General features: G+C 66.7%; 4 protein-coding genes and 1 pseudogene. 4 read left to right on the top strand and 1 reads right to left on the bottom strand.

Annotation, left to right across the window (positions count from 1 at the left end; translation table 11 throughout):
- The 3 genes and pseudogenes from A8G08_RS27485 to A8G08_RS11640 form a co-directional block, all read left to right on the top strand.
- Nucleotides 1-225: pseudogene (locus A8G08_RS27485) on the top strand (BBE domain-containing protein); the annotation flags it as partial.
- Between the two features lie 100 nt (nt 226-325).
- Nucleotides 326-1,417, top strand: a complete 1,092-nt coding sequence (locus A8G08_RS11635; protein ID WP_068273895.1) for a ferredoxin reductase — start codon at nt 326-328, stop codon at nt 1,415-1,417.
- A 19-nt stretch (nt 1,418-1,436) separates the two neighbouring features.
- A complete protein-coding gene (locus tag A8G08_RS11640; RefSeq protein ID WP_068273897.1) occupies nt 1,437-2,876 on the top strand; it encodes a fatty acid desaturase family protein in 1,440 nt (479 codons plus the stop codon).
- Nucleotides 2,877-2,886: 10 nt separating this feature from the next.
- On the opposite strand, the gene A8G08_RS26645 is transcribed toward A8G08_RS11640, so the two are convergent.
- Nucleotides 2,887-3,213, bottom strand: a complete 327-nt coding sequence (locus A8G08_RS26645; protein ID WP_281182143.1) for a WhiB family transcriptional regulator — start codon at nt 3,211-3,213, stop codon at nt 2,887-2,889.
- Nucleotides 3,214-3,406: 193 nt separating this feature from the next.
- On the opposite strand from A8G08_RS26645, the gene A8G08_RS11650 reads away from it, so the two are divergent.
- On the top strand, nt 3,407-4,019 hold a 613-nt coding region (locus A8G08_RS11650; protein ID WP_187344462.1), incomplete at its 3' end, for an AfsR/SARP family transcriptional regulator.

A 4,019-nucleotide genomic window follows, 5' to 3' on the forward strand; every position in this document is an offset into this window, starting at 1 on the left:
GTGCCTGAATTGCACGACGTGCTGCCCGGTGTCCTGGAATCCGTGCTCGGCGTGATGGCGCCCTACGCCACGGGTGGGGCTCTGCCGGGCTTCGCCGGGGACACCACCGGCGCACCGGCGGAACGGGTGAAGGCCGGCTGGGGCCCGGAAACCTACGCTCGGCTCGTCGCGATCCGGGATGAGTACGACCCGGAGCGGATCTTCGCCGAGGCCGCCAGGTGGTAGCAGGGCCGGGTGCGGACAACGCGATCGCGCGTCCGCACCCGGTTCCACGCCTGCTCACGACCGGAGATTGAACAAGCCCCTAAGTGGGAACACGGTGGCGATGGCCGAACGGGGAGCTCTACCCACCGTGTCGAAGACGCGGGCGCTCTTTCTGCGTGCGATCCGGCACCTCTTCCATCCGCTGCGTCCCGACGACTACCTGGAGCTGATCAACCCGCTCTGGACGACGCGCGAGACCCGCGGACGAGTCGAACGAGTGATCCAGGAGGGCTCGGATGCCGCGACCGTCGAGATCCGGCCCGCCCACAAGTGGCCTGGTCATCGCCCTGGTCAGTACGTCCGGCTCGGCGTCATCATCGACGGCGTCTATCACTGGCGCGCGTACTCGCTGACCTCCGACCCGGGCGCTGAGGACGGCCTGATCAGCGTCACCCCGAAGCTCGTCGAGAAGGGTGTGGTCTCTCCCTATCTGGTCGAACGCATTCAGCCCGGCGAGGTCGTCCGACTCGGCGATGTCGAGGGCGTTTTCACGCTGCCCGACCCACCGCCGGCGAAGTTGCTGTTCATCAGCGCAGGTAGCGGCGTCACCCCGATCATGAGCATGCTGCGCAGCCTCGACCACCGCGACCGACTCCACGACGTTGTGGTGATCCACTCGGCCCGCACTCGCGAGCAGGTGATATTCGGCGATGCCCTGCACGACCTCGATGAGCGCCACACCGGCGTGCGGTTCCTGCTGCGGATTACCTCGACACAGGGCCGGATCGGGCCCGCCGACCTCGACGAGGTGTGCCCGGATTGGCGGGACCGAGACGCGTTCTGCTCCGGCCCCGGCGAGCTGCTCGATGACCTGATCGCGCACTGGGAGGCCGAGGGCGACCCGGAGCGCCTGCATCTCGAGCGGTTCCAGCCGATCATCGGCGGCGGCGACGGCGAGGGCGGCATGGTGACCTTCCTCGACAGCGAGGAAGAAGCCCATTGCGACGGCGACACCCCGATCCTCGTCGCCGGCGAGAAGGCCGGGTTGAAACTGCCCTACGGCTGCCGGATCGGCATATGCCACACCTGTGTGGGGACCCTTCAGTCGGGACGCCTGCGTGACCTCCGCACCGGCGAGGTCAGCGAGCCGACCGGTGCGAGCGTGCGGACCTGCGTGAACACCGCCGAAGGAAATATCGAAATCGATCTGTAGAACACAAAGGAGGAACGCCATGTCCATCGACAGCGTCAAGCGTGTCGACGGTGTTCGTGAAGACAGCGCCCAACCCCTCGATCCGAACAATCCGCTCGCACACCTCAGCGAGGAAAACTTCGCCGCCCTCGAGCGCGAATTCGACGCCATTCACGACGAGGTCTACGCCGACCTCGGCGAGCGCGATCGTCGCTACATCACGACGGTGATCTCGGTGCAGCGCCAGCTCGCCGTCGCCGGGCGGGCGCTACTTCTCGGCTCTTCCTTCCGCGGCGCCTGGCTGGCCGGGACGGCATGCCTCGGCATGGCAAAGATCCTGGAAAACATGGAGATCGGCCACAACGTCATGCACGGGCAGTGGGACTGGATGAACGACCCGTACATCCACTCCTCGGTCTGGGACTGGGACACCGCATCGACGGCGGAGGCGTGGAAGCACTCCCACAACTACGTCCACCACACGTTCACCAATATCCGCGGCAAGGACAAGGATCTCGGCTACGAGATCATGCGGATCGACCCGAAACAGCGGTGGCACCCCATCTACCTGGCACAGCCGCTTTACAACGTGGTGCTGATGGCGCTGTTCGAGTGGGGCGTCGCCGTACATGACCTGGACATCGACGCGATCCGCGCCAAGGAAAAGTCGATGAAGGAGGTCGGGAAGGACCTGCGCGGCATAGCCGGTAAGGCGCGCCGCCAGATCGTCAAGGACTACGTGGGCTGGCCGCTGGTCAGCGCCGCGGCGTTCGGGGCCGCGCAGCTCATCTCGGGTGGACGACTACCCCAGCCGAAGGAATCACGGATCGCCCGGGCCTTGCGCAAGCGCGGTGGCCGCAAGACCTCCGCCGTCGCCAACGCGCTGGAAAAAGTCGCACCGGGGGCCGAACAAACCTTCCTCGCCACCCTCACCGCCGACGTCATCGCGAACATCATCCGCAATGTCTGGGCGCACGCGATCATTTTCTGCGGGCACTTCCCCGACCAGACCTACACCTTCTCCGCGGAGGAGGCGGCCGACGAATCCCGCGGCAAGTGGTACGTCCGCCAGCTCGTCGGGGCGGCCAATATCGACGGCAGCCCGCTGTTCCACGTGGTGAGCGGCAACCTCAGCTATCAGGTCGAACACCACCTCTACCCGGACATGCCGAGCAGCCGGTACTCCGAGATCGCCCCCAAGGTGCGCGATATCTGCGAGCGCTACGACCTGCCCTACAACACCGGCCCGTTCGGCAAGCAGTGGTACATGGTCCACCGCACAATCGCCCGCCTCGCCTTCCCGGGCGGACAGCCGCGGCAGAAGCCCGGCCCGTACCGCCGCGACCGGTCCGGCAACGGCGCACCCGGCCCGAGCGAGGCAGCCAACTTCCGGGCGCGAGTCCCCGCCGGGCACAAGGCGTCCGGGCCGGAGCACGAGTCCGGCGGCGTCGAGGTGGACCCGCCACCGCGACGGGGCTGATTTCTCGGCCTCAAGATGCCGTCTGCCGCCGAATCGACGCCCGTTCGCTCGTCGTGAGTCCGCCCCAAATGCCATGGGGTTCCCCGGCTTCGACGGCGTAGCGGCGACAGTCCTCCAGCACCGGGCAGTCGCGGCACACCCGCTTCGCGCGCCGCTCGAGTTGGGCTCGGACCTTCCCGCGTACCTGCTCGGCGACGAAGAAGTCGTCGGCCGCCTCTCCGCGACAGCTCGCGCCGAGGCGCCACTCCCAGGTGTCTGCGTGGAGGGCGTTGGCGACCGGCTGGAAGAGCGGGCGCTGTTCTCGAATTCGCTTCGGCGGGTTGTCCGCGCTTCTCACTTGCCGCTCCTTTTGGAAATGATTCTCAATAAGGCACGCTGGACGCTACAGCGTCGGGTGCCCGTTGTCGAAAACAGTTTTCATTAGGTGGCAATCTCGGGTGTCGGGTCCACCCGAATCGGCGTCTGAGACAGGGCAATGTGAGCAAATCGAGCGGCGACGTTGGGGATGTGGCGCATTACACTCGCGCCTTATGGGTGCGCATCGCTACCAGCTCTTCGGTGGCCTCGAGGTCGTCAACGACTCGGGGTCACTTGCGCTGGGCACCCGGAAGCAGCGAGCCGCGCTGGCTCAGTTGTTGCTGGCCGGTGGTCAGATCGTCGCCATCGGCCGACTGATCGAGGGAATCTGGGGCGAAGACGCCCCGGACCGCGCCGAAGCGTCAGTGCAGTCGTTCATTTCCGGTCTGCGTCGCGCACTCGAGCCCGATCGGGCCCCCCGCGCACAGCCGCAGCTCCTCGTCACCCGCGGCACCGGCTATGCAGTACTCGCACCACGGGATTCGGTAGACGTTTGGCGGTTCACCGACCTCGTCGAGCGAGGACGGCAGTTACACGACGCCGGACAACTCGACGAGGCGGGTTCGGTGCTGCGCGAGGCGCTGGCCGGCTACTCCCCGCTACTTCCCGAGTTCGACACCTATCCGTTCCAGATCGAGGCGGCAGCGCACTTCGAGCGGATTCACAGCGCGGCGCTCGAGCTCTCCTACGAAATCCGGCTCGACCTCGGCGAGGAGCGCCTGCTGGCGGCCGATCTCGAGGCCGGGCTGAAGCAGAACCCGCTGCATGAGGGGCTGTGGTACCTAC

This window comes from Aldersonia kunmingensis (assembly GCF_001646865.1).
Taxonomy (GTDB): Bacteria; Actinomycetota; Actinomycetes; order Mycobacteriales; family Mycobacteriaceae; genus Aldersonia; species Aldersonia kunmingensis.